The organism is Streptococcus infantis, assembly GCF_047463315.1.
In the GTDB taxonomy this organism is placed as follows: domain Bacteria; phylum Bacillota; class Bacilli; order Lactobacillales; family Streptococcaceae; genus Streptococcus; species Streptococcus infantis_AB.
This window is the reverse complement of the sequence record NZ_JASHEB010000001.1, coordinates 19,171-41,779: the sequence shown is the minus strand read 5'-3', so window position 1 is coordinate 41,779 and position 22,609 is coordinate 19,171. Positions and strand designations below refer to the sequence as shown.

Below are 22,609 nucleotides of genomic sequence, written 5' to 3'. Positions count from 1 at the left end.
CCCCTCAGGCTACTTTTTAAAATTCTTTGTAAACATAAGTATTTTCGGGTTTGTCTACTTTGATGAAAGACTGGACTTCGAGAGTTGGGAGGACTTGGTTTAGTTCTTTGTGATAGTGATTCCTAATCTTACCTTTGACTCTGACCCAGGTGTTATTTTCATACTGATTGCTATTTCCTGTAGTCAAGAGACCAAAAACACCCGAATCAGCAATACAGTGCATGATACCAAAACGAAAGACAAATTGACTATTGGCGTAATTGGGATCATTGTAGACAAAACCAGTAAACTCAATCTCCTTACCTTCAAATTCATTTGGATAATCATAGATAGCTTCCATGACCTCCAGGTAATTCTCATCCTTGATAACAATACTTGATTTAGCTAAGTATTTATCAGCACTCTTCCGAATAATATTTTCATGAGCTGTTTGTGAATAAAAGCGACTGGTATCCGGCTTAAGATACTGACTGCTTGTTCCTTCACTTGCTTGGATTGCCTTGTCAGTTCCTTCCGACAAAGGGAAATAATATCCTTTTGCCGATACTGTTTGTGAATCCAGAGTGACAGTTGGAAATGTAAATCCAACTAACAAGGGTAAACTTAAGAGGACAAAACTAGCAAGCTTGGCTAAAAAACTATGCAAGTGACTATGTTCTTTCAAACGCTTGAAGCAAATATAGGCTTGAACGATGGCTAGTAATAATGACAAAACCATAGTAATATAAGCCAGATAAGAATAGTGGAGGTTTAGATACTGATTTAGTTTACCTGATAGCTGCAGATAAAGGGTTAAGATAAAATAGCCAAATAAGATAAAAAATCGTATCATAGCATCACCCCGACTATATAAGAATAGACAAGAACAACAAGAGTCACAATTGTCATAAACTGCCAAATAAAGCGAGTTTTTAGATAATTCTTCATCATGAGTAGATTTTTGACATCAAGCATGGGACCTATAACCAGAAAGGCTAAAACAGGAGAAAAGCCAAAATTGGAGAGAAGAGAAGATCCAATAAAGGCATCTGCCTCACTACAAAGCGATAGTAGGAAGGATAAGAGCATCAATAGAATAATAGCAAGCAGTGGTGTTGCACTAATTGATGTCAGAATACGAGTTGGTACATAGACTTGAACTAGGCTTGCAAAAAGACAGCCAAAGACCAAGTAACGCCCCATATCGAAGAACTCATCAATAGCTTGGATAAAAACTTGAAGAAGTTTCTGACCTTTTGTTAAATGAGAAAAATCATGTTCATGACAAGCTAGTCTATTTTCTTTTTGAATCGTTTCTTCCCAGAAAAATCCAAGGAAAATACCAAATATAGTAGCGACAAGAATCGAACCCAAAGCTCGTAGTAAGACCATTTTAAATGAATTACCAAAAGCTGAATAAGTCGCAAATAGAACGATAGGATTGATGATAGGAGCCGTTACTAGAAAGGGAACAGCTGTATAGCTTGGAACCTTCTTCTCCAAGAAACGATTGATGATAGGGACAATCCCACACTCACAAGAGGGAAAGAGAAAACCAATGAAGGTACCAAAAAAGATTCTCCCCAAACGATTTTTAGGGAGAAATGTATAAACCTTCTCAGGAGTGACGTAGACTTCAATAGCACCAGAGATGATGCTACCCATTAAGACAAAGGGTAAAGCTTCAATGATAATTGATAGAAAAATGGCACCAGCTTGTAAAACACTTGAAGGCATGTTTTGAAAGAGATCCATCTATTTTTTCTTTTCTGCCTTATCTTTCTTTTCTTTATCATCTGGAAATGTCACTTGCTTTAAATCAGGTAGTTTAGCGAACTCTTCAAACATCTTATCTAAGTCATCAGTTTTTGTAAATTTAACAGCCATAAGGCATACCTCGATTCTTTGTGTTACCTCTATTATACTATTATTTCTGGGAAATAGTTATATTTTATAATCACCTTCCTTTTTATCTTTATAAAGTTGAAATAAAGCAACAAATTAATGAAAACAAGCTTTCCTGCTTATGGTATAATAGTTTCATGGATAAAAAATATGAAAAAATTTCCCAAGATTTGGGTGTAACCTTAAAGCAAATTGATACAGTCTTATCTTTGACAGCTGAAGGGGCTACGATTCCCTTTATCGCTCGTTACCGCAAGGATATGACTGGTAGCTTGGATGAAGTGGCTATTAAGGCAATTATCGACCTTGATAAAAGCCTAACTGCTCTCAACGATCGTAAAGAAGCTGTTTTAGCAAAAATCAAAGAGCAAGGCAAGTTAACCAAGGAATTGGAAGAAGCAATTCTTGCTGCCGAAAAATTAGCGGATGTCGAAGAACTTTATCTTCCCTATAAGGAAAAACGTCGGACCAAGGCAACCATTGCGCGTGAGGCGGGACTCTTCCCACTTGCTCGTTTAATCCTACAGAATGTTTCTGACCTAGAAAAAGAAGCAGAAACATTTGTCTGTGAAGGTTTTGAGACTCCACAAGATGCTTTAGCGGGTGCAGTTGATATCTTGGTTGAAGCTCTCTCTGAAGATGTCAACTTGCGTTCAATGACTTATCAAGAGGTCCTTAGACATTCTAAGATTACTTCACAAGTCAAGGACGAAAGTTTGGATGAAAAGCAAGTCTTTCAGATTTATTACGATTTCTCAGAAACAGTTGCCAATATGCAGGGTTACCGTACGCTTGCCCTTAATCGTGGTGAGAAGCTAGGCATTTTGAAGATTGGATTTGAGCATGCAGTTGATCGTATTCAAGCCTTCTTTGCTGCTCGTTTCAAGGTTAAGAATGCTTATATAGACGAAGTGATTCAACAATCTGTTAAGAAAAAAGTATTGCCAGCTATCGAGCGCCGTATTCGCACTGAATTGACAGAAAAGGCAGAAGAAGGAGCTATCCAACTCTTCTCAGAAAACCTTCGTAATCTCCTTCTTGTAGCACCTCTAAAAGGGCGCGTGGTTCTAGGTTTTGACCCAGCCTTTCGTACAGGTGCTAAGCTTGCAGTAGTTGATGCGACTGGTAAGATGTTGACAACACAAGTTATTTATCCAGTCAAACCAGCTTCAGCTCGTCAGATTGAGGAAGCCAAACGTGATTTAGCAGATTTGATTGGCCAATACGGTGTTGAAATCATCGCTATCGGAAATGGAACTGCCAGCCGTGAGAGTGAAGCCTTTGTTGCTGAAGTTCTCAATGATTTTCCAGAAGTCAGCTATGTCATTGTTAGCGAAAGTGGAGCTTCTGTATACTCTGCCAGCGAACTTGCCCGTCAAGAGTTTCCTGACCTAACCGTTGAAAAACGTTCAGCCATCTCAATCGCTCGTCGCTTGCAAGACCCACTTGCAGAATTGGTTAAAATTGATCCCAAATCTATCGGTGTTGGTCAATACCAGCATGATGTTAGTCAAAAGAAATTGTCTGAAAGTCTGGACTTTGTCGTAGATACAGTCGTTAACCAAGTCGGTGTCAATGTCAACACAGCCAGTCCAGCTCTACTTTCCCATGTTGCAGGGCTTAACAAAACGATTTCAGAAAACATCGTTAAGTATCGTGAAGAAGAAGGCAAAATCACTTCTCGTGCTCAAATCAAAAAAGTACCTCGACTGGGAGCAAAAGCTTTTGAACAGGCAGCAGGTTTCCTTCGCATTCCTGAAAGCAGCAATATCCTTGATAATACAGGTGTTCACCCAGAAAACTATGCAGCGGTTAAAGAACTTTTCAAACGTTTGGATATTAAGGACTTGAATGAAGAAGCGCAAGCAAAACTCAAATCTGTTTCTATCAAAGATATGGCTCAAGAGCTAGATCTTGGTCAAGAAACTCTGAAAGATATTATTGCAGATCTTCTCAAACCAGGTCGTGATTACCGTGATTCTTTTGATGCTCCGGTCCTTCGTCAGGATGTTTTGGATATCAAGGATTTAAAGGTTGGGCAAAAACTAGAGGGAGTAGTTCGCAATGTCGTTGACTTCGGTGCCTTTGTTGATATCGGTATCCATGAAGATGGACTCATTCATATTTCACACATGAGCAAGAAATTTATCAAGCATCCGAATCAAGTCGTTTCAGTCGGTGATTTGGTTACTGTTTGGGTGAAGAAAATCGATGTCCAACGTGAAAAAGTAAATCTGTCGCTCCTTGCACCAGATGAATCTAACTGATTATGTTAGGCAAGTTTCTTTAGAAGACTTCGGAAAACCTTTCAAACACCAGGCTCAATGGAATACTCGTCTGCGGTCGACAGGTGGACGATTTTTCCCTAAGGATGGGCATTTGGATTTTAATCCTAAAGTCTATCAAGAACTTGGTTTGGATGTTTTTCGGAAGATTGTCCGTCACGAACTCTGTCATTATCATCTGTACTATGAGGGGGAAGGGTATAAGCATAAGGATTTAGCTTTTAAGGAACTGTTAAAAGAAGTGGATGGACTCCGCTTTGTTCCTCCTCTATCAACTGCTTCTCAAACACCAGCTTTGGTTTATAAATGTTACTCTTGTGGCCAACCCTATCAAAGAAAACGACGAATCGACACCAAACGTTATCGATGTGGTCTTTGTCATGGGAAGCTTATTCTTAAAAATCAGCCCAAGGACTGATGCAGGGATCTTTAGTTCATGTTATACTTATTTCAAGAATATCGAAAGAGGTACAAACCATGAATACAAAATTTTATAAAATGAGAAGAAATCGTATGGTATCAGGTGTACTTGCAGGTCTATCTGATAAGTGGAATCTTGATGTAACCCTAGTTCGTTTCCTTTTTGTAATCTTTACAATCGCAAACTTTGGACTCGGAATTATTATCTACATTATCCTAGCTTCGATCCTACCAACAAAAGAAGACATCGAAGCTGAAATGTATGGAACAGGCCCACGCAAGATCAAGGAAGCCCAGCCTATCAATGATGACGAAGGTTGGTTTTGGTAACCACCTTACTATCCATTAAAAAATTAAACCCTTGTAATTACAAGGGTTTGATTTTGCCTAAAAATTTGTGGTAAACTAATAGTAGTTGATTTCAAAAAAATATCTCTATCTTACAAAAATGTAAGATTAAAGCTCCATTTGTAAGGTTATGTTATGGAACTGTCTCCTTTTTTAGAGTACACTTATATCATAAAGATAAAGGAGCAAAACTATGAAAAATATTTTACAAAAGAAACATACAAGTAAGCCGAGTCCAAAGGATATCGAGCGAGTTGAGCTCGGCATTCAAATGATGCAGGCTCAGTTTCAATTAATGGGATATTAAAAAGGAGATGTTAAAATGACGCTATTAGATGTAAAACACGTTCAAAAGATTTATAAAACTCGCTTTCAAGGCAACCAAGTAGAAGCCTTGAAAGATATTCACTTTACTGTAGAAAAAGGCGATTACGTTGCTATCATGGGTGAATCTGGTTCTGGGAAGTCAACGCTACTAAATATTCTCGCCATGCTAGACAAGCCAACTCGTGGCCAGGTTTTCCTTAACGGAACAGACACAGCTACCATTAAAAATTCTGAAGCATCAAGTTTCCGTCGTGAAAAGTTAGGTTTTGTCTTCCAAGACTTTAATTTGTTAGATACGCTTTCTGTTAAAGACAATATCTTACTCCCTTTGGTATTGTCTAGAAAGCCTATTACAGAAATGATGAAAAAATTGGTGGTGACGGCTGAAAATCTTGGCATCAATCAATTGCAGGAGAAGTACCCTTATGAAATCTCTGGAGGGCAAAAACAAAGGGTAGCAGTTGCACGGGCTATCATCACAGAACCAGAAATTCTCCTTGCTGACGAGCCAACAGGAGCCCTAGACTCTAAATCTTCTGCAGCCCTTCTTGATATCTTTGATCAGATCAATGAGCAAGGGCAAACCATTCTCATGGTAACCCACTCAACAGCAGCAGCTAGTCGTGCAAAACGTGTCCTTTTCATTAAGGATGGCATTCTTTACAATCAAATCTACCGTGGTGAAAAAACTGATCGTCAGATGTTCCAAGAAATCTCTGACACCTTGACTGTTATGGCAAGTGAGGTGAACTAGTATGTTTCGATTAACCAATAAGTTGGCCATATCCAACTTAATCAAAAACCGCAAACTCTATTACCCTTTTGCTTTGTCTGTCATTTTGGCAGTCACGATTAGCTATCTCTTTTACTCCCTAGCCTTTAATCCAAAAATTGTGGATTTGCGTGGTGCATCTGCTATACAATTTACCCTACAACTAGGGCTTGTCGTAGTGACACTTGCATCTGCCATTATCGTGCTTTATGCCAACAGTTTTGTCATGAAAAACCGTTCCAAAGAACTGGGTGTATATGGCATGTTGGGCTTAGAAAAACGCCATTTGATTGGTATGACCTTCAAGGAACTCTTGATATTTGGGCTAGTAACAGTCACTGCCGGTATTGGGATTGGTGCCCTCTTTGACAATCTCATCTTTGCATTATTGCTTAAACTTGCAAAGATGAAGGTAGAGCTAGTAGCTACTTTCCAATGGTCTGTTGTTTTTTCTATCCTTCTGGTATTTGGGCTTGTATTTTTACTCATTGTCTTCCTAAATGCTATCCGCATTATCCGTATGGATGCTCTGCAACTTTCTCGTGAGAAAGCAAAAGGTGAGAAGAAGGGGCGTTTCCTGGTTCTTCAAACTTTAGTAGGGCTCATTGCACAAGGTGGTGGCTACTACTTAGCACTAAGCGTAACAGATGCATTTAAAGCTGTCGCTACTTTCTTTATTGCGGTCATGTTAGTTATTGTAGGAACCTATCTCTTATTCAATGCTGGTATTACAGTCTTCTTACAGTTGCTCAAGAAAAACAAGAGATATTACTACCAACCCAACAACCTCATCTCTGTTTCTAACCTCATCTTCCGTATGAAAAAAAATGCGGTCGGATTAGCAACCATTGCTATCCTTTCAACCATGGTTTTAATCACCATGTCAGCAGCAACCAGCATCTACAACGGTTCTGAAAATATGAAAAAACTCCTATATCCTCACGATTTTGATGTCAAGGGGCAAAATGTAGAAGTTGAGGATTTAGACAAACTTTTGACTCAGTATGCAAGTGAAAAGAGCTTAACGATTAGTAATAAAGATGTTCTCAGTTATGCGAGTTTCGGTCTTTCTAGTCAAGACGGGACCAAATTAAGCATCTTTGAAAAAGGGCAAAATAATGTTATGCCCAAGACTGTCTTCTTAGTTTTCGACCAAAAAGATTACGAAAAGATGACTGGTCAGAAATTGAATCTCACTGGAGATGAAGTAGGGCTTTGGGCTCGAAATGACCAACTTAAAGGACAGAAAGCATTTAGTCTGAACAATCAGAACTATACGATCAAGGAAGCAATCCAGCAGGATTTTATTGCCAATCATGTTACCAATCCCTATGTACTATTGGTATCGGATTATAACTATCTTGTAGTTGCTGACCTTCAAAGCTTTTTAAAACAGTACCAGGATTCAGCTATATACACACAGCTCTACGGTGGTATGGATGTAACAGCTAGTCTAGAGGAACAGTTAAAGCTATCTGATGATTTTGAGGAGTTTGCAAATAATTTTAGTCATAATCTCAAAAATAAAGACGGTATGGTTTATGGTGGAGGCACTGCAAGTGACGCAATTGCCCAAATGAATGCTCTCTTTGGAGGAGTTCTCTTTATTGGTATTTTCCTCTCTATCATCTTTATGATTGGAACTGTACTCGTTATCTACTATAAACAAATCTCAGAAGGTTATGAAGACCGTGAACGCTTTGTCATCCTGCAAAAAGTTGGCTTGGACCAAAAACAAATCAAGCAAACCATTAACAAGCAAGTCTTGACTGTTTTCTTCCTTCCTGTAATCTTCGCCTTCCTTCATCTAGCATTTGCCTATCATATGTTAAGTTTGATTCTTAAGGTCATTGGGGTAGTAGATACAGCTATGATGTTAAGTGTAACACTTTCTATTTGTGGTATCTTTGCCCTCATCTACGTACTTATCTTTATGATTACTTCAAGAAGCTATCGTAAGATTATCCAGCTATAATAAAAAAATAAATACCTCGATTTTTTCGAGGTATTTTTATGTTTTAAATGCTAAACAATTGTCCAAATAGATAGGTAACACCCATAGTCAAAAGGCCGATACAAAGGTTCCGAATCATAGCTGTTTTAGTGGGGGCTTTTCCAAGTTTTGCACTCGTATATCCAGTAATTAAAAGGGAAATTGCTACAATAACAACAGTAGCAGGGATTCGATAGTCGCTTGGGAAGATAGTTATTGAAAGCATGGGTGGAAGACTTCCAAGAACAAAGGCAATAAAGCTAGATGCTGCAGCATGCCATGGATTGGTGAATTCTTCATACTCGATACCGTATTTTTCCTCGACTAAGGCTTTTAGTGGATTTTTCAAAAAAGCTTTGTTAACTAATAGTTGAGCTGAAGTTCCACACTCACCATTTTGAAGATAGGCTGCGTAGAGTGATTTTTTTGCAGCATCCATATCTTTATCCAAAAGTAATTGTTCACGGGCTACAGCGGCCTCCTCCGTGTCTTTTTGAGTAGATACGGATACATACTCTCCTCCAGCCATAGAAAAGGCGCCAGCAAGGATTGCGGCCAATCCTGATAGGAAGATAATCCAGATATTCGTTGTAGCACTCGCTACCCCGATAACAACTCCAGCAATAGAGATAATTCCATCATTAGCTCCCAGTACACCAGCACGCAAGATATTTAAACGGCCAGCAAAGTTTGCATCAATTTCATGAGTAATTTCTGACATAGTTTTCTCCTTTGTAAACATTATAAAGTATAGGAGAAGTGAATACAAACATTTTAAACTATCTGAAAAAAATTCTACAATTCTAATAATAGTCATAGCTATTTCTTATGCCAAGATATAACAAAGTTGTACTTGTAACTGAACGAATTAGGTGATACAATGAACCTAATGAAATCTTTGGAGGTCTAAATATGACTCGTGAATTTAAATTTGAAACTCTTCAATTGCATGCAGGACAAGTGGTAGATGCGACTACCAAGTCTCGTGCTGTTCCAATTTACCAAACAACATCTTTTGTATTTGAAGATACACAAGAGGGTGCAGATCTCTTTGCTCTTCAAAAGGCTGGTAATATCTATACTCGTATCACAAACCCAACAACATCAGCCTTTGAAGAGCGTATCGCAGCCCTTGAAGGTGGTGTAGGTGCACTTGCAACTGCGTCAGGGATGGCAGCTATTACTTACACGATTTTAGCTCTAGCTCACGCAGGAGACCACGTCGTTGCAGCATCAACCATCTATGGTGGTACCTTTAACCTCTTGAAAGAAACACTTCCTCGTTATGGAATCACCACAACTTTTGTTGATATTGATAATCTAGAAGAAGTAGAAGCAGCGATTAAAGACAATACTAAACTTGTCTTGATTGAAACCTTGGGTAATCCAGTTATCAATATTCCAGATATCGAAAAAATCGCTGAAATTGCTCACAAGCATCAGATTCCTTTGGTCGCAGACAATACTTTTGCAACACCATATCTTATCAATGTCTTTTCTCATGGTGTAGACATTGCAGTTCATTCAGCAACTAAGTTTATCGGTGGTCACGGTACAACTATTGGTGGTGTCATCGTTGATAGCGGAAAATTTGACTGGGCTGCTTCAGGGAAATTCCCTCAATTAGTCGAAGAGGATCCAAGCTACCACAATATCAGTTATACACGTGATGTTGGTGCTGCAGCCTTTATCGTTGCTGCTCGCGTGCAATTGCTTCGCGATATGGGAGCTGCCCTATCACCATTTAACTCATTCTTGCTCTTACAAGGTCTTGAAACTCTCTCTCTTCGTGTTGAACGCCATGTTCAAAATGCTGAAAAAATCGTTGATTTCCTTGTAAATCATCCAAAGGTTGAAAAAGTCAACTATCCGAAATTAGTTGATAGTCCTTACCACGCATTAGCTGAGAAATATTTACCAAAAGGAGTTGGTTCAATCTTTACTTTCCATGTTAAAGGTGGAGAAGCAGAAGCACGTAAGGTGATTGACAGCTTAGAAATCTTCTCAAACCTAGCCAACGTGGCAGATGCAAAATCATTGGTCGTTCACCCTGCAACTACAACTCATGCTCAATTGTCTGACTCTGATCTAGAAGCAGCAGGAGTAACTAAAAATCAAATCCGTCTTTCAATTGGTCTTGAAAATGTCGATGATTTGATTGAAGATTTGCGACTAGCTCTTGAAAAAATCTAAAAATAACTAGTTTTTATGAAATTAAGCATCCTTCTCACGAATAATTAAGTGAGGAGGATTTTTTATGTATAGTATTTCATTTCAAGAAGATTCGCTCTTACCGAGAGAAAGATTAGTAAGAGAGGGAGTAGAAGCACTCAGCAATCAAGAATTACTGGCAATATTACTAAGGACAGGAACGAAACAGGCCAATGTTTTTGAAATAGCACAGAAGGTCTTAAATCAGCTAACATGTTTAACCGACCTAAAAAGAATGAGCCTACAGGAATTGCAGACTCTATCGGGTATCGGACGTGTTAAGGCTATCGAATTACAAGCTGTTATCGAATTAGGCTGCCGTATCCATAAAAGGGAAACAGTGGAAATGGAGAGCATTCTTAGCAGTCGTAAATTAGCTAAAAAGATGCAAGCTGAGCTTGGAGATAAAAAACAAGAGCACCTAGTGGCGCTTTATCTGAATACACAAAATCAAATCATTCACCAGCAGACTATTTTTATAGGGTCTGCCACAAGAAGCATTGCTGAACCGAGAGAAATTCTCCACTATGCCCTAAAGCACATGGCAACATCTGTGATTCTGGTTCACAATCATCCATCAGGTGCAGTAGTTCCTAGCCCCAATGACGACCATGTTACCAAGCTTGTTAAAGAAGCCTGCGAGATAATGGGATTGGTCTTATTGGACCATCTAATTGTCTCGCATTCAGATTATTTTAGTTACCGTGAGAAGACGGATATGATATAAAAAAACCTGCATCATATACAGGTTTTACAATTCATTGACAACATAGTCAAAAAGCGTTTTATCTTTGGGGCGATTTTCAAAGAGAAATTCTGGATGCCATTGAACACCGAGATAAGGGAAACCATCTGTACTTGTTACAGCCTCGATAATACCATCTTTAGGATCATGTGCTACAACCTGAAGATTAGGAGCTAAATCTTTGATGCTCTGATGGTGGAAAGAATTTATATGAGAGATTTCTCCATAAATTTCTCGAAGAATAGTATCTGGTTCGGTAACAAGCCGCTGAGTGGTGTATTCAGCGGAAGTATCTTGCCAATGATCTTCAATATCTTGATAAAGAGACCCGCCCATGGCTACGTTAAAAAGTTGAGTACCACGACAGACAGAAAAAATTGGCTTATTTTGCTTGATTGCTTCTTTAATGAGTGCTAACTCAAAAATATCACGTTGAAGGTGGTAATCGTCACTATCAATAACTTTTGGCTCACCATAGTATTTAGGGTCTACGTTTTGTCCACCAGTTAGAATAAGTTTATCAATTAAACTAATGTAGTAACCGGCCATTTCTTCATCACCAATTGGTAGGATAATGGGGATACCTCCAGCTTCCTTAACTCCTTCAACAAAGCCTTTGGCAGCATAACTCATCATAAGATCATCATCTGGATGCGGGGTTTCATTTCCTGTAATCCCAATAACTGGTTTATTCATAAATATTTACACTTTCTAATCCTCTTTACGCATGAAATAGAGGAGGGTTTGAAGTTCGCTTGTAAGATCGACATACTGAACAACTACGTCTTTAGGAAGATGTAGGTGAACAGGAGAAAAACTAAGAATACCTTTGATACCGGCGTCGACTAATAGTTCTGCAACTTCTTGAGATTTAATACTAGGAACAGTAAGAATAGCAGTTTTAACATCACTATCCTTAATTTTGTCCTTTATTTGAGAGATTCCATAGATTGGAACACCATCAGGAGTTTGGGTACCAACCTCAGGATGATCATCTAGGTCAAAAGCCATGATGATTTTCATCTTGTTACGCTCATGAAAGCGGTAGTGTAGGAGGGCATGCCCCATATTTCCGATACCTACCAGCATAACATTGGTAATAGAATTATCATTTAAAAGATCAGCGAAAAAGTTCATGAGCTTTTTGACATCATAGCCAAATCCACGACGTCCAAGTTCGCCAAAGTAAGAGAAGTCACGACGAACAGTGGCAGAATCAATTCCAATCGCTTCTGCAATTTGTTTGGAATTAGCTCTTTCAATTTTTTCGGCATTAAATCTTTTAAAAATACGGTAATAGAGAGAAAGTCTCTTTGCTGTTGCTTTAGGAATAGCAGACTGTTTTTCTTTCACAAAATCACAACCTTTCTATTTACTATTTTATAGAAAGTTTGTGAAAATTGCAACAATAACGAAAAAAAACTAAGAAAAAATCTTAGTTTATCTTAGTTTCGTGGTAAGTCCATAAAAAGCGGTAGAGATTACCTAGAAGCCCCTGATAGATTTCAACCCCATCATGTGTTAATGAAGTAATAAGAGTAGTATCAGGAAGGGTTACACAACCCGATAGAGAGAGCATAAGAGCTTCATAGTCTTCATATTCTTGCACACGCTCTACTTGATAGGAGTCCTTGTAAGTTAATCGAAACATAACGACCTTTTATCTTTCACTTTTTGTAAATACGCCACGCTCAACAAGACTATCCATCAAGAAGTAGAATTTCTCTTGGTGGATATGAGTTTCTTCTGATTTGAAGATATCAACTAAACGTAGACCGAATTTATCAGTGATGTTGATTTTTGCACCTGTCAGGTCTTTGTTGATAATAATCTTAAGTTGGAATCCTTCTCCACTATTTGGAACTTTTTCAAGAAGACGTGTTAATTCATAGTTACCAACTTTAGTTTCAAAAAACGTATTATCTTTAAGCGTAAATTTCTTTACAGTTGGGCTAAGTGTATAATCGTAACGACAATTTTTTAGTTTAATCGTTTGTTCGAATGCCATTGAGTTATCCTCCGATGATATTTTTAAGAGTTTTAGCAAGAGTTATCATTTCTTGTTCTGTATTTTGAGGTGAAATGCTGACGCGAACAGACTCGTGTAAGCGAGGCGAGTCTTCTCCATAAAAAGCCTGAAGAACATGACTAACCTGAACAATACCAGCGGTACATGCTGAACCTGTTGAAATAGAAATGCCTTCTAGATCCAGGCGAAGTAGTAGCAGATCATTTCGTTGTCCTGGGAAACCAATGTTGAGGACATAGGGAAGTTGCTCTTTACTTTGGTTTAGATAGTAGTTTAATCCATCCATTTCAGTTAGAAATGTTTCTTGTAACTTTTGAACTTTTTCAAAATTACTTTCTAAATGTTCAAGATCATCCTTAAGTGCTGCAACCATACCGATAATTGCTGGAAGGTTTTCTGTTCCTGCTCTTTTTTTCTGTTCTTGATCGCCACCGTGTAGATAAGAATCAAATTCTTTAGAAGAAGCGTATAGGAAACCTACGCCTTTGGGACCATAGAATTTATGTGCAGAAGCGCTAAGAAAATCAATTCCCAATTCTTCGGGAACAATCTCTACTTTACCAATCGCCTGAACTGCATCAACATGATAAGAAGCTGGATGATTTTTTAAAACCTCACCAATTTCAGCAATCGGTAATAGAGTTCCTGTTTCATTGTTTGCAAACATAGTTGAAACTAGAATGGTATCTTCACGAAGAGAATTTTTGACTTGGTCTGCTGTGATTTCTTGATTTACAGGCTTCAAAACAGTTACTTCAAACCCGAAATTTTCAACCAAATATTCAAATGGTTCAAGAACTGCGTGATGCTCAATAGCAGTAGTAATGATGTGCTTCCCACGCCCTTGGTGGCGAAGGCAGTAGCCGATAATTGCAGTATTATTACTTTCTGTACCACCAGAGGTGAAGAAAACATGCTGTGGCTTTGTTCCTAGTAAACTCGCTAACTCTTGACGCGCTTCTCGTAATAATTTACCTGCTTGGCGTCCATGACTATGAATACTAGAAGGGTTCCCATATGTTTCTTGCATGACTTGAGTCATCGCTGAGATAGCTGCAGGTGACATTGGAGTCGTAGCAGCATTATCTAAATATATCAAAAACTCACCTAATTTCTATTTAAACTTAAATAGTGGACTAACTGGTTTTCTTTCATGAATACGAACCATGGCATCACCAATTAATTCGCTTGCAGTAATGTATTGTACGTTTTTAGGTTTTTTACTTTCTGTTACAACAGAATCTGTAACCAAGATTTCTTTGATATTAGCTGCATCAAGCAATTCTGCAGCGCCGTCAACGAAAAGTCCATGACTTGAAACTGCATAGATTTCAGTTGCACCATCGCGTTCTAGGATTTTAGCAGCTTCAGAGAAAGTACGACCTGTATTTAGAATATCATCAATCAAGATTGCTTTCTTACCTTCAACCTCACCGATAATGTATCCTTGGCTACGTTCAGAATCATCTTGAGCATAGTCGATGATAGCAATCGGTGCATCAAGGTACTCAGCTAGGCTACGAGCACGTTTTACACCTGAGTTTTTAGGGCTGACAACAACCACATCTGAACCAGTCAAGCCTTTATCGCAGTAATGTTTTGCAAATAGCGGAATTGTATAGAGGTTGTCTACAGGGATATCAAAGAAACCTTGTACCTGAACAGCATGAAGGTCCAGTGTCAATACACGACTAACCCCAGCTTTTACCAACATATTTGCAACAAGTTTAGCTGTAAGAGGTTCGCGAGAAGAAGCGATACGGTCTTGACGAGCATAACCAAAATAAGGCATGACAACATTGATTGTATTTGCACTAGCACGAACACAGGCATCAACAGTGATTAAAAGTTCCATCAAATGATTGCTAACAGGATAAGAAGTAGACTGGATGATATAAACATCATAGCCACGAACACTTTCTTCGATGTTAACTTGGATTTCACCATCTGAAAATTGACGTGATGATAATTTTCCAAGCGGAACACCTGCAGCATCCGCAATTTTTTGAGCAATTTCATGATTTGATGAAAGTGAAAAAAGCTTCATATTCTTTGTATCTGACATTGATAAACCGTCCTCTATAAACTATGTGAATCAGTAAAAGGAAACATTTTATTAACAACTGTAGTCCATTACAGATTCTATTATTTTTTATCTCTTCTATTTTATCAAAAAAAATTGATTATTTCAGTTATTTTTCATATTTTCTATAAATCGAACTAATTTTGAAGGTGCTTTCTTATATTCGATATCATTTGCCTGTAAAAACTCCTGAAAATCAAGACTTCCCTGGTCTCCATTTTCGACTTCCAACTCTAGTTCATAATCAACAACATCGAAGTAGCTACTTTGATCAAGTGCCATCAGTCCGATAGACGTCTCTTTTTCGTAACGAACAGTCATTAGGCAACCTAAAACCACCCAGCAACTAGTTGAAAGTCCACGGCTAGTTAGTTCTTCTAGAATCATCCCCTGAGGAAGTTTACATTCGTCAAGACAATTTTTAGATTCCTCAAGAGTGAGGGCTTGATTGTACTCCATATTTCCAACTTTTTGAGGAATCTTAATGGTTAATTCGGCACTATTTTCAAAAGTACGTATGCGCATAGCGATTTGATGTTGTCGAAGGTAAAAATCAGGCGTATCTAGGTAGTAATTTTTTTGTGTAATAGGAGTGACTTCTGAAAACTGATCTAGCAAACGGTCATATTCTTCTTCACTGAGAAGTGTTTTCATTTCAATTTCTAAATGTTTCATTTTTACAACCTTTTCTTTATATTTGAAAGCGATTTATGGTATAATAAGCATTGTATTTATTGTATATGATTTTCAGGAGAAAATCAAAAACTAGATAAATTAAACTGCATAGAGAATTGGACGTAAGAGTTATATGATTACAGAATGGGAAGAATTTTTAGATCCTTACATTCAAGCTGTCGGAGAATTGAAAATTAAACTCCGAGGAATCCGAAAACAATATCGAAAACAAAATAAACATTCTCCTATTGAGTTTGTCACAGGTCGCGTAAAGCCGATTGAAAGCATCAAAGAAAAAATGGCACGTCGTGGAATAACCTATGACACGCTTGAACAAGATTTGCAAGATATTGCAGGATTGCGTGTCATGGTTCAATTTGTAGACGACGTAAATGAAGTTGTTTCTATCCTTCGTAAAAGACAGGACATGAGAGTTGTTCAAGAACGTGATTACATTACTCATCGAAAGGCATCGGGTTATCGTTCTTACCATGTGATTATTGAGTATACGGTTGATACGATTTACGGTGCAAAAACTATTCTCGTTGAGATTCAAATTCGTACCTTGGCTATGAATTTTTGGGCTACAATCGAGCATTCTCTCAATTATAAATATCAAGGAGATTTCCCAGAAGAAATCAAAGAACGACTTGAGATTACAGCCAGAATTTCACATCAGCTAGACGAAGAAATGAGTAAAATACGTGCTGATATCCAGGAAGCACAAGCGCTCTTTGATCCTTTGCACAGAAAGTTAAATGACGGGGTAGGAAACAGTGACGATACCGATGAAGAATACAGGTAAACGAATTGACCTAATTGCCAACCGTAAGCCTCAGAGTCAGAAAGTTCTATTCGAGTTAAAAGAACGATTAAAAAAGAATAATTTTATTCTGAACGATAAAAATCCAGATATCGTCGTCTCTATTGGTGGTGATGGCATGTTGTTATCTGCTTTTCATAAGTATGAAAACCAACTGGATAAGGTTCGTTTTGTTGGGGTTCATACGGGACATTTAGGTTTTTATACGGATTATCGTGATTTTGAGTTGGACCAATTGGTTACAAATTTACAGTTGGATAATGGAGCTCAAGTTTCTTATCCACTCCTAAGTGTTAAAATCTTTCTTGAAAACGGTGAAATTAAGTCTTTCCGAGCACTAAACGAAGCTAGCATTCGTCGAGCGGATCGAACTATGGTTGCTGATGTCATTATTAACCATGTTCCCTTTGAACGTTTCCGTGGTGACGGCCTAACAGTTTCAACGCCGACTGGAAGTACAGCTTATAATAAATCACTTGGTGGAGCAGTACTACATCCTACCATAGAAGCCCTTCAATTAGCTGAAATCGCCAGTTTGAACAACCGAATCTACCGAACACTCGGTTCATCAATTATTGTTCCTAAAAAAGACAAGATTGAATTGATACCGACTCGAAATGACTATCACACAATCTCAATCGATAATAGTATCTATTCTTTCCGAAATATTGAGAAAATAGAGTATCAGATTGATCACCACAAGATTCATTTTGTAGCCACACCAAGCCACACCAGTTTTTGGAATCGTGTTAAAGATGCCTTTATTGGTGAGGTGGACGAATGAGGTTTCAGTTTATTGCTGACGAACATGTCAAGATCAAAACCTTTCTGAAAAAACATGAAGTTTCTAAAGGGTTACTTGCCAAGATTAAGTTTCGAGGTGGTGATATTCGAGTCAACGGGCATCCGCAGAATGCAACCTATCTCTTAGATATCGGAGATGAGGTCGTCATTGATATTCCGCCAGAGGAAGGATTCGAGACACTTGAAGCAATTGATTATCCTCTAGATATTCTATTTGAAGATGATCATTTCTTGATTATCAACAAACCCTTTGGAGTCGCTTCAATCCCTAGTGTCAATCATTCTAATACCATTGCCAACTTTATTAAGGGCTACTATGTAAAACAAAACTATGAGAATCAGCAGGTTCATATTGTGACTCGGCTTGATAGAGATACCTCTGGATTGATGCTTTTTGCTAAACACGGCTATGCGCATGCCAGATTAGATAAACAGTTGCAAAAGAAGGCTATTGAAAAGCGTTATTACGCCCTAGTCAAGGGAGATGGACATCTGGAACCAAAGGGAGAAATCATCGCTCCAATAGCCCGAGATGAAGATTCTATCATCACTCGACGAGTAGCAAAGGGTGGAAAATATGCCCATACGTCCTATCAAATCGTGGCATCTTACGGGAATATTCACTTAGTTGATATTCGTCTCCATACTGGGAGAACCCACCAGATTCGGGTTCATTTCTCGCATATTGGTTTTCCGTTACTCGGAGATGATCTTTATGGGGGAAGCTTAGAGCATGGCATAGAACGCCAGGCTCTACATTGCCATTACTTATCGTTTTATCATCCTTTCTTAGAAGAACAGTTAGTGCTTGAGTGCCCACTGCCGGATGATTTCGACATACTTATTACACAGTTATCAAATAATAATTTATCTTAAAAGGAGTCAAAACTCATGGAAGTTTTTGAAAGTTTGAAAGCCAACCTAGTTGGTAAAAATGCTCGCATCGTTCTACCTGAAGGTGAAGAACCACGTATCCTACAAGCAACGAAGCGTTTGGTTAAAGAAACAGAAGTTATCCCAGTTCTTCTAGGAAACCCTGACAAGATTAAAATCTATCTCGAAATCGAAGGAATTACAGAAGGTTACGAAGTCATCGATCCAGAACATTACCCACAATTTGAAGATATGGTTGCTTCACTTGTTGAACGTCGTAAAGGAAAAATGACTGAAGAAGAAGCGAGAGAAGTGCTCAGCAACGATGTTAACTACTTCGGTGTTATGTTAGTCTATATGGGCTTGGTTGATGGTATGGTTTCAGGTGCTATTCACTCTACAGCTTCAACAGTTCGTCCAGCACTTCAAATCATCAAGACTCGTCCAAATGTGAGCCGTACATCAGGTGCCTTCCTTATGGTTCGTGGCACTGAACGTTACTTGTTCGGTGACTGTGCTATCAACATCAACCCAGATGCTGATGCTCTAGCTGAAATCGCGATTAACTCAGCTATCACAGCTAAGATGTTTGGTATCGAACCTAAAATTGCTATGCTTAGCTATTCAACTAAAGGTTCAGGTTTTGGTGAAAGTGTTGATAAGGTTGTTGAAGCAACAAAAATCGCTCATGAGCTTCGTCCAGACCTTGAAATTGATGGGGAATTGCAATTTGATGCTGCCTTCGTTCCAGAAACTGCAGCTCTTAAAGCACCAGGAAGTAATGTAGCTGGACAAGCTAATGTCTTTATCTTCCCAGGTATTGAAGCTGGTAACATTGGTTACAAGATGGCAGAGCGTCTTGGCGGATTTGCTGCAGTTGGACCTGTATTGCAAGGACTTAACAAACCTGTAAATGACCTTTCTCGCGGATGTAACTCTGACGATGTTTATAAACTAACTCTAATCACAGCAGCTCAAGCTGTTCATCAATAAGAATTTTATCCCTCTTTTCCTCTTGGTAAAGGGGGATTTCCCTTTTATTGAGATATCATTCAACTGCAAAAATAGCCAAAATATGGTAAAATAGTCAGTAATCATCTTTGTTTTATAGAATAAGTTTGTATGAAGAAAAGGAAATAAAATGGCAACTATTCAATGGTTTCCTGGACATATGTCTAAGGCACGTCGTCAGGTCCAGGAAAATTTAAAATTTGTTGACTTTGTAACAGTTTTAGTAGATGCGCGTTTGCCCTTGTCTAGTCAAAATCCGATGCTGACTAAAATCATCGGAGACAAGCCAAGACTACTGATTTTAAACAAGGCAGATCTTGCAGACCCAGTATTGACAAAAGAATGGCGTCAGTACTTCGGATCCCAAGGAATTCAAACACTTGCAATCAATTCTAAAGAGCAAATTACAGTTAAAGTCGTAACAGACGCTGCTAAGAAACTCATGGCAGATAAAATTGCTCGTCAGAAGGAACGTGGGATTCAAATCGAGACCTTGCGTACCATGATTATCGGGATTCCAAACGCTGGTAAATCAACCCTGATGAACCGTTTGGCTGGTAAGAAAATTGCTGTAGTTGGTAATAAACCTGGTGTGACAAAAGGCCAACAATGGCTCAAAACAAATAAAGATTTGGAAATCTTGGATACTCCAGGGATTCTATGGCCAAAATTTGAAGATGAAACCGTAGCACTCAAACTCGCATTAACTGGAGCTATCAAAGATCAGTTGCTTCCAATGGATGAAGTGACGATTTTTGGTCTTAATTACTTTAAAACACATTACCCTGAAAAGCTTCAAGAACGTTTTAAACAAATGAATCTGGACGATGAAGCTCCTGAAATCATCATTGATATGACACGTATCCTTGGTTTCCGTGATGATTACGATCGCTTCTACAATCTCTTCGTCAAGGAAGTTCGTGATGGAAAACTTGGTAACTATACCTTAGATACATTGGAAGATCTAGATGGCAACGATTAAAGAAATAAAAGAAGAATTAGGGAAGATAAGAGAACTTGAAAGTCCCTTGTTTAAGGAGTTTGAAAAAGATTCTCGTTCAGGTGTTCAAAAGGAAATTGAAAAGCGTAAGAAAGCCATTCAAGCTGAAATCGATGAAAATCTTCGCTTAGAAGCTATGCTTCGATATGAAAAAGAGCTTTACGCTCAAGGTATTAGTTTAATTGCAGGTGTTGATGAAGTTGGACGTGGACCTTTAGCTGGTCCTGTTGTTGCTGCAGCAGTCATTCTTCCTAAAAATTGTAAGATTAAAGGTTTAAATGACAGTAAAAAAATCCCTAAGAAAAAACACGAGGAGATTTTTCAGGCCGTTAAGGACAATGCACTAGCAATTGGTATTGGAATTATGGACAATCAAGTCATTGATCAGGTCAATATCTATGAAGCAACTAAACTAGCCATGAAAGAAGCTATCTTTCAGCTTGACCCTCAACCAGAACACCTTTTGATTGATGCAATGAAGTTGGATTTGCCGATTTCTCAGACATCCATCATCAAAGGAGATGCGAATTCTCTATCCATTGCAGCAGCATCCATCATTGCTAAGGTTACCAGAGATAAGATTATGGCTAACTATGACCAGGAATTTCCAGGTTATGATTTTTCTCAAAACGCTGGTTATGGAACGGCTAAACATTTAGAAGGTTTAGAAAAGCATGGTGTTACACCGATTCATCGCACAAGCTTTGAACCGATTAAAACGATCATTTCAGAAACTAGTAAAAGATAATTAAAGGAGAGAATTATGGAGGAACAGTCGGAAATACTTAGTTCCAAGAAAGAATTTGCCTTCGCGTCCAGTACGATTTTAGCTCAAGTAGGGCGAGGTATTATTGTTGGATTAGTCGTGGGCCTTATTGTAGGATCATTTCGTTTTTTGATTGAAAAAGGCTTTCATATCGTTCAAGGACTATATCTAGACCAAGAAAATCTACTTCGAAATCTATTGATCATTTTATTGTTTTATATTCTAATTTGCTTGCTTAGTGCCAAATTAACACGCTCAGAAAAAGATATTAAAGGTTCTGGTATTCCTCAAGTTGAAGCGGAGTTAAAAGGTCTCATGTCTCTCAATTGGTGGAGTGTGCTATGGAAGAAATACATTCTAGGTATCTTGGCCATTGCGAGCGGACTCATGCTCGGGCGTGAAGGTCCAAGTATTCAACTAGGTGCTGTTGGAGGTAAAGGAATTGCTAAGTGGCTCAAGTCTAGCCCTGTCGAAGAACGTTCTTTAATCGCGAGTGGAGCTGCTGCTGGACTTGCTGCTGCCTTTAATGCGCCGATTGCAGGGTTATTATTTGTAGTAGAAGAAGTTTATCACCATTTTTCAAGATTTTTCTGGGTTTCAACCCTGGCAGCCAGTCTGGTAGCAAACTTTGTCTCTCTTCTCATCTTCGGCTTAACACCTGTTTTGGATATGCCGGATGACATCCCTCTCATGAGTTTGAGTCAATATTGGATTTATCTTGTTATGGGGATTTTTCTTGGACTCTCAGGTTTCCTTTATGAAAAAGCCGTTCTGAATGTCGGAAAAGTCTATGATTGGATTGGCCAAAAGGTTCACATTGATAAAGCTTATCATCCAATTTTTGCTTTTCTCCTGATTATTCCAGTAGGAATCTTTCTACCACAAATACTTGGTGGGGGAAATCAGATTGTCTTATCCTTAACAGAACAAGATTATAGTTTTCAAATTCTCTTACTTTACTTTATCATTCGCTTTATCTGGAGCATGATCAGTTACGGAAGTGGACTGCCAGGTGGTATTTTCTTACCAATTTTAGCTTTAGGATCTTTACTTGGTGCTCTGGTCGGTGTTATTTGTGTCAATCTTGGCCTTGTTACCCAGCAGCAATTTCCTATCTTTGTTATCCTTGGGATGAGTGGTTATTTTGGAGCTATCTCAAAAGCACCTTTGACAGCTATGATTCTTGTGACGGAAATGGTTGGTGATATCCGTAATCTCATGCCTTTAGGTATGGTGACCCTAGTTGCTTATATTGTTATGGATTTGCTCAAAGGAGCGCCCGTATATGAAGCCATGCTAGAAAAAATGTTACCTGAATCAGCAACTGATGATGGAGAAGTTACACTGATAGAAATCCCTGTTTCAGACAAAATAGCTGGAAAACAAGTACATGAACTCAATTTACCTCATAATGTGCTTATCACAACCCAAGTACATAACGGTAAAAGTAAGACTGTTAATGGATCTACAAGGATGTATCTAGGTGATATGATTCATCTCGTGATTCCAAAAAGTGAAATTGGAAAAGTGAAAGATTTGCTTTTATAGAAGTGTTGATTT

Annotated in this window: 25 protein-coding genes; 14 read left to right on the top strand and 11 right to left on the bottom strand. The window is 38.4% G+C overall.

What is annotated here, in order from left to right:
• Positions 1-16: 16 nt before the first annotated feature.
• Genes QM857_RS00205 through QM857_RS00195 form a run of 3 tightly spaced genes read right to left on the bottom strand, consistent with a single transcriptional unit; the run spans position 17 to position 1,866 of the window.
• Positions 17-832, bottom strand: a complete 816-nt coding sequence (locus QM857_RS00205) for a TIGR03943 family putative permease subunit (protein WP_414274652.1) — start codon at positions 830-832, stop codon at positions 17-19.
• Positions 829-1,734 (bottom strand): permease, encoded by a 906-nt coding sequence (locus QM857_RS00200; protein WP_414274651.1) that lies wholly within the window; start codon positions 1,732-1,734, stop codon positions 829-831. Before QM857_RS00200 ends, QM857_RS00205 begins: the two co-directional genes overlap by 4 nt.
• Entirely contained in the window at positions 1,735-1,866 is a 132-nt protein-coding gene (locus QM857_RS00195) for an SPJ_0845 family protein (protein ID WP_000268695.1), read from the bottom strand. It lies immediately after the preceding gene.
• Positions 1,867-2,021: 155 nt separating this feature from the next.
• Between QM857_RS00195 and QM857_RS00190 the strand changes: the two genes are divergently transcribed.
• The 5 genes from QM857_RS00190 (at position 2,022) to QM857_RS00170 (ending at position 8,011) form a co-directional block, all read left to right on the top strand.
• Positions 2,022-4,151 carry a Tex family protein gene (locus QM857_RS00190; RefSeq protein WP_414274650.1) on the top strand — a complete coding sequence of 710 codons (2,130 nt, stop codon included), beginning with the start codon at positions 2,022-2,024 and terminating at the stop codon, positions 4,149-4,151.
• Positions 4,138-4,587: a SprT family protein gene (locus QM857_RS00185; RefSeq protein ID WP_414274649.1), complete on the top strand. Its 450-nt coding sequence runs from the start codon at positions 4,138-4,140 to the stop codon at positions 4,585-4,587. Before QM857_RS00190 ends, QM857_RS00185 begins: the two co-directional genes overlap by 14 nt.
• 59 nt (positions 4,588-4,646) lie before the next feature.
• A complete protein-coding gene (locus QM857_RS00180) occupies positions 4,647-4,919 on the top strand; it encodes a PspC domain-containing protein (protein WP_414274648.1) in 273 nt (90 codons plus the stop codon).
• A gap of 340 nt (positions 4,920-5,259) precedes the next feature.
• Positions 5,260-6,018, top strand: a complete 759-nt coding sequence (locus QM857_RS00175) for an ABC transporter ATP-binding protein (RefSeq protein ID WP_006152604.1) — start codon at positions 5,260-5,262, stop codon at positions 6,016-6,018.
• Between the two features lies 1 nt (position 6,019).
• Positions 6,020-8,011 (top strand): ABC transporter permease, encoded by a 1,992-nt coding sequence (locus QM857_RS00170; RefSeq protein ID WP_235084125.1) that lies wholly within the window; start codon positions 6,020-6,022, stop codon positions 8,009-8,011.
• A 43-nt stretch (positions 8,012-8,054) separates the two neighbouring features.
• On the opposite strand, the gene QM857_RS00165 is transcribed toward QM857_RS00170, so the two are convergent.
• A complete protein-coding gene (locus QM857_RS00165) occupies positions 8,055-8,750 on the bottom strand; it encodes a VIT family protein (RefSeq protein WP_414274647.1) in 696 nt (231 codons plus the stop codon).
• Between the two features lie 191 nt (positions 8,751-8,941).
• Between QM857_RS00165 and QM857_RS00160 the strand changes: the two genes are divergently transcribed.
• Together QM857_RS00160 and radC are read left to right on the top strand one after the other, a co-directional pair.
• Positions 8,942-10,222, top strand: a complete 1,281-nt coding sequence (locus tag QM857_RS00160; RefSeq protein WP_414274646.1) for an O-acetylhomoserine aminocarboxypropyltransferase/cysteine synthase family protein — start codon at positions 8,942-8,944, stop codon at positions 10,220-10,222.
• A 64-nt stretch (positions 10,223-10,286) separates the two neighbouring features.
• A complete protein-coding gene (gene radC, locus QM857_RS00155) occupies positions 10,287-10,967 on the top strand; it encodes a RadC family protein (protein ID WP_414259097.1) in 681 nt (226 codons plus the stop codon).
• A 24-nt stretch (positions 10,968-10,991) separates the two neighbouring features.
• Here radC and QM857_RS00150 read toward each other — a convergent pair whose 3' ends face one another.
• The 7 genes from QM857_RS00150 to QM857_RS00120 form a co-directional block, all read right to left on the bottom strand.
• Complete coding sequence (locus QM857_RS00150) at positions 10,992-11,681, bottom strand: gamma-glutamyl-gamma-aminobutyrate hydrolase family protein (RefSeq protein WP_178895020.1); 690 nt, start codon at positions 11,679-11,681, stop codon at positions 10,992-10,994.
• 15 nt (positions 11,682-11,696) lie between these two features.
• Positions 11,697-12,338, bottom strand: a complete 642-nt coding sequence (locus QM857_RS00145; protein ID WP_178895019.1) for a redox-sensing transcriptional repressor Rex — start codon at positions 12,336-12,338, stop codon at positions 11,697-11,699.
• Positions 12,339-12,420: 82 nt separating this feature from the next.
• Positions 12,421-12,636: a DUF4649 family protein gene (locus tag QM857_RS00140; protein WP_414259096.1), complete on the bottom strand. Its 216-nt coding sequence runs from the start codon at positions 12,634-12,636 to the stop codon at positions 12,421-12,423.
• A gap of 9 nt (positions 12,637-12,645) precedes the next feature.
• Positions 12,646-12,993, bottom strand: a complete 348-nt coding sequence (locus QM857_RS00135) for a DUF1831 domain-containing protein (protein ID WP_016465846.1) — start codon at positions 12,991-12,993, stop codon at positions 12,646-12,648.
• Positions 12,994-12,997: 4 nt separating this feature from the next.
• Positions 12,998-14,113, bottom strand: coding sequence for a cysteine desulfurase family protein (locus QM857_RS00130; protein ID WP_414274645.1), 1,116 nt, complete (start codon positions 14,111-14,113; stop codon positions 12,998-13,000).
• Between the two features lie 15 nt (positions 14,114-14,128).
• On the bottom strand, positions 14,129-15,079 hold the full coding sequence (locus tag QM857_RS00125) for a ribose-phosphate diphosphokinase (protein WP_016465844.1): 951 nt from the start codon (positions 15,077-15,079) through the stop codon (positions 14,129-14,131).
• 123 nt (positions 15,080-15,202) lie between these two features.
• Positions 15,203-15,772 carry a CYTH domain-containing protein gene (locus tag QM857_RS00120; protein ID WP_414274644.1) on the bottom strand — a complete coding sequence of 190 codons (570 nt, stop codon included), beginning with the start codon at positions 15,770-15,772 and terminating at the stop codon, positions 15,203-15,205.
• A gap of 133 nt (positions 15,773-15,905) precedes the next feature.
• On the opposite strand from QM857_RS00120, the gene QM857_RS00115 reads away from it, so the two are divergent.
• The 7 genes from QM857_RS00115 to QM857_RS00085 all read left to right on the top strand — a co-directional run bounded on the left by QM857_RS00115 (position 15,906) and on the right by QM857_RS00085 (position 22,597).
• Complete coding sequence (locus QM857_RS00115; protein WP_414274643.1) at positions 15,906-16,577, top strand: GTP pyrophosphokinase; 672 nt, start codon at positions 15,906-15,908, stop codon at positions 16,575-16,577.
• Complete coding sequence (locus QM857_RS00110; protein ID WP_223333075.1) at positions 16,561-17,379, top strand: NAD kinase; 819 nt, start codon at positions 16,561-16,563, stop codon at positions 17,377-17,379. The genes QM857_RS00115 and QM857_RS00110 overlap by 17 nt, the downstream gene beginning before the upstream one ends.
• Positions 17,376-18,275: an RluA family pseudouridine synthase gene (locus QM857_RS00105; RefSeq protein WP_414272309.1), complete on the top strand. Its 900-nt coding sequence runs from the start codon at positions 17,376-17,378 to the stop codon at positions 18,273-18,275. The genes QM857_RS00110 and QM857_RS00105 overlap by 4 nt, the downstream gene beginning before the upstream one ends.
• 15 nt (positions 18,276-18,290) lie before the next feature.
• On the top strand, positions 18,291-19,265 hold the full coding sequence (pta, locus tag QM857_RS00100; protein ID WP_178895014.1) for a phosphate acetyltransferase: 975 nt from the start codon (positions 18,291-18,293) through the stop codon (positions 19,263-19,265).
• A 148-nt stretch (positions 19,266-19,413) separates the two neighbouring features.
• The gene (ylqF, locus tag QM857_RS00095; protein WP_414272308.1) at positions 19,414-20,265 is read left to right on the top strand and encodes a ribosome biogenesis GTPase YlqF; all 852 of its coding nucleotides are present in this window, start codon (positions 19,414-19,416) and stop codon (positions 20,263-20,265) included.
• Positions 20,252-21,031 carry a ribonuclease HII gene (locus tag QM857_RS00090; RefSeq protein ID WP_414272307.1) on the top strand — a complete coding sequence of 260 codons (780 nt, stop codon included), beginning with the start codon at positions 20,252-20,254 and terminating at the stop codon, positions 21,029-21,031. Before ylqF ends, QM857_RS00090 begins: the two co-directional genes overlap by 14 nt.
• Positions 21,032-21,046: 15 nt before the next feature.
• Complete coding sequence (locus QM857_RS00085; RefSeq protein WP_414274642.1) at positions 21,047-22,597, top strand: chloride channel protein; 1,551 nt, start codon at positions 21,047-21,049, stop codon at positions 22,595-22,597.
• Positions 22,598-22,609 lie beyond the last annotated feature (12 nt).